Annotated in this window: 4 protein-coding genes and 1 pseudogene; 2 read left to right on the top strand and 3 right to left on the bottom strand. The window is 68.3% G+C overall.

Annotation, left to right across the window (positions count from 1 at the left end; all coding sequences use genetic code 11):
* On the bottom strand, positions 1-139 hold a 139-nt coding region (locus JF597_RS52735; RefSeq protein WP_294014054.1), incomplete at its 3' end, for an alpha/beta hydrolase fold domain-containing protein.
* A gap of 55 nt (positions 140-194) precedes the next feature.
* Between JF597_RS52735 and JF597_RS52730 the strand changes: the two are divergent.
* A pseudogene (locus tag JF597_RS52730) lies at positions 195-434 on the top strand (hypothetical protein); the annotation flags it as partial.
* A 20-nt stretch (positions 435-454) separates the two neighbouring features.
* On the opposite strand, the gene JF597_RS52725 reads toward JF597_RS52730, so the two are convergent.
* Entirely contained in the window at positions 455-2,242 is a 1,788-nt protein-coding gene (locus JF597_RS52725) for an alpha-galactosidase (protein WP_294014053.1), read from the bottom strand.
* The gene (locus JF597_RS52720; protein ID WP_294014051.1) at positions 2,239-2,685 is read right to left on the bottom strand and encodes an ABC transporter permease subunit; all 447 of its coding nucleotides are present in this window, start codon (positions 2,683-2,685) and stop codon (positions 2,239-2,241) included. The genes JF597_RS52725 and JF597_RS52720 overlap by 4 nt, the downstream gene beginning before the upstream one ends.
* A 93-nt stretch (positions 2,686-2,778) precedes the next feature.
* Between JF597_RS52720 and JF597_RS52715 the strand changes: the two genes are divergently transcribed.
* A partial coding sequence (locus tag JF597_RS52715; protein WP_294014049.1) for a LacI family DNA-binding transcriptional regulator occupies positions 2,779-3,202 on the top strand: 424 nt, incomplete at its 3' end.

The following is a 3,202-nucleotide window of genomic DNA, read 5'->3' as shown; positions in this document are numbered from 1 at the left end:
CCGGGACTCCGGCCTCGCGCAGCCTGTTCGCGTACGCCTCGCCCTCGTCGCGCAGGACGTCGGCCTCGGCGGTGATCACCAGGACCGGGGGCAGGTCGCGCAGCTGGTCAACGGAGGCGCGCAGGGGGCTCGCGGTGATCTCGGCGCGCTGCTTCTCGTCGGTCGTGTACTGGTCCCAGAACCAATGCAGTGACTCGGTCTACCTGGTGCATCCGGTCCTGCTGGCGGTGATCGACGGCACGATCGGCCGACGGCGGCAGGACAGTGTCGTGCTCGAAGTGGCCTTCTTCGCGGCGTTGTTGCCCGTGTGCCTGTTGACCCACCGTTACGTCGAAGCACCGGGCCAGGCCTGGGGCCGCAGGTTGGCGGGCGTGAGTTCGAGGTCGGCGCCTCGGTCGGGTGATCTCGTGGTCGGCCGGTGGCCTCGTCGCTGAGGCCAAGGCCAGGGGCGGTGCTACGACAGGAATGAGAACTGCACGATCCCGCCGGCCGGCACGTCGAAGACGGACAGACCGGCCAGCGTGGCTGTGCCTTGTTCGGTCGTGTTGCCCGTGCAGTCGCTGATGGAGAACCGTGCGGTGCGGGCCCGGGCGGAGCGGACGGCGACTTCACCCTCGTGGGCGTTGACCACGATCCAGTGGTGAGCCGAGGGCGGGGCGTCGGAGAAGGCGGGAGCGTACTGGGCGGTGATGGTGACACCGTCTCGGCTCGCTTCGACGGTGGAGTAGTTGCCGGCGATCCCGGTCACGCGCAGCGTGCCGTGGAGGAGCACGTCCTTGTGTTCCGTCCATAGATGCATCCAGGAACGAAGCGCGGCCAGTTGTCGGGTGGTCTGGCGGGTGAGTGCCACGGAGACTTGTGGCACACCGAACAGGCTGCTGTGCAGGTGCTGTGCGACGCGCTCCGGGCTGTCCGCGTCGCCCCACATGATGGGGTCGCTGTGGATGGCGATCCCGTTCGTTGTCAGGCGCAGGTCCACGATGCCCACGCGGTTGATGACGGGGCTCAGGGGGCAGTCCGATACGCGCAGCATGGTGGCGCGCTCCACGGTCTCGGCGGAGATGTAGGGTTCCCGGAACTCGAACGCCGGTGCAGGGACGTACGGCGTCAGGGCGTTGCGGATGTCGTCCAGGAGACTCAGTGCTGCTGCCGGGACGGATGTGTCCACCGCGTCGTCGGGAGGTGCCGCGGCGGTGTCTTTGGCGTACCGCTCCAGGAAGTCGAGCTTCAGCCCGGCGGCCCCGGTGGTGCGGATGAGCTGCGTGAGCCGGTGGGTCAGGTGGTGGCGGGCGCGTTGCGAGCGGGGGTCGAGTACGGCTGCCTCCATGTCCGGCTCTTCGTACAGGACGGGTAGGCCGGTGGTGTAGGCATCGGATCGGTGTCCGAGAAAGGGGGTGCCGATCCACCAGAGGGTGCGCATCCCCATCTCTGCGACGGAGCGGACGAGCGCGGCGGGATCGGCGATTTTGGCTGGGTGGGGTGTCCAGTCTCCGCAGGTGCCGTATCCGCGGTCGCAGTCGTCGTTCTGCCAGCCGTCGTCGATGATCAGGGTGCCGAAGCCCATGTCCGCTGCGGTTCGGACTTCGTGGAGAAGGCGTTGTGCGTCGAGGTCTTGATGGAAGGCGTACCACGTACACAGCACCGGGGCGTACTCGGAAGCGTTCACCGGGGGACGGGTCAGGCCGAGGGCGTGGCCGACGCCGGCGACGGCGGTCTCGAAGGGGTCGCTTGTCGCGTTGAGGACGATCTCCAGCGGACCGTCGGCCAGGTCGGCCTCGAAGGAGAGCAGCAACTCGGCCGTCTCTTCGACGATTCCGGCCCGCATGCGCAGGTGTCCGTTGCCTGAACGGGCTCCGAAGGTGACCAGGGGGCGGTCGTTGCGGCCCAGCAGGCAGCCGAGCGCTGAGCCGGTCAACGGGGTGATGGGCAGGGCGTCTGCCCACGAGGGGGGCAGTGTGGACTGGTCGCGGGCACTGCCGGGCAGCCACAGGGCGACCGCGTCGGGTGCGGGCATCAGGAGGGTGGCAGTCGTCGGACCGCTGCCCCGCAGGCGGATCCGCAGGGTGGAGTCTTCGTCCTCGAGCAGGCAGTCGGCGAAAACCATGGCTGTTTCGTCCGCGCTGACGGTGTGGGCGCGAAGGCCCTGCGCGGCGCCGTCGGGCAGGGGCAGGCGTCGGGCGGTCTGATGCCGGGGGACGCCGGGCAGCCAGGGCGTGTCCTCGGCGGGGAGCGTGCGTGTCATTTGGATCCTGTGAAGGAGATGCCGCCGACGATGTGCCGCTGCGCCAGGAAGAAGATGAGGATGCAGGGCAGCACGACGACGATCGAAGTGGCCAGAAGCAGGGGGGCGTTGGTTCCGTTGACGGACGAGAAGCCCGCCGGCGCGAGCGGCAGCGTCTTCAGCTGGTCGTTGGAGATGCAGATCGCGGGTGCCAGGAAGTTGTTCCAGGACGCCATGAACTGCAGGACGGCGGAGGCGATGACGATGGGCTTGGACAGCGGCAGGTAGATCGAGCACCAGGTACGGAACCAGCCGGCGCCGTCGAGGAGACGCCCCAGTCGGAGCTCTGCTCCAGGTGCGGGTCGGAGCAGCGGAAGCGGATGCCCTCGGCAAGGCCCGGATGGCGCACTGCACTCATAGCGAGGACGGTAACCTTGTGTCGTATGAGGTGCAAGAACTTTCACTGATCGAGCATGTCTGGGAAATGTGTGCCGCGGTCGGCGTCGGCGCACCCGCACGCCGCGCGGACGAAACGTTGATGCTGGTGGAGGAAGTGGATGGCGCGAATCGGTATTGCAGACGTGGCCCAGGCGGCGGGCGTCAGTGAGGCGACCGTCAGCAGGGTCATCAACAACCGCGGAACGGTCGCGACCGGCACGCGCAAGGCCGTCGAAGAGGCCATGCGCACGGTCGGGTACGTCCGCGCGCACGCCGGCAGCCTGGTCATGCTCGTCACTCCCGGCCTGGTCGATCCCTTCTTCGCGCAGATGGCCGACCGGATCGTGGGGGGACTGGGCCTGCACGGGCTGCGCGGCGTGGTCTGTTCCGCTCCTGTCGGCGGAGCCCAGGAGCTCGACTTCGCCTCGGCCATGTTGGACGCCGGCGCCGTGGGGTCGATCTTCGTTTCCGCCAGCAACACGCTGGAGAACGCCGATCCCGGTGTCTACCGACTCCTGGAAAGCCGGTCGGTGCCCTACGTGT

Origin of the sequence: Streptomyces sp., assembly GCF_019510245.1 — a bacterium.
In the GTDB taxonomy this organism is placed as follows: domain Bacteria; phylum Actinomycetota; class Actinomycetes; order Streptomycetales; family Streptomycetaceae; genus Streptomyces.
This window is presented reverse-complemented; position numbering and strand designations above follow the sequence as displayed.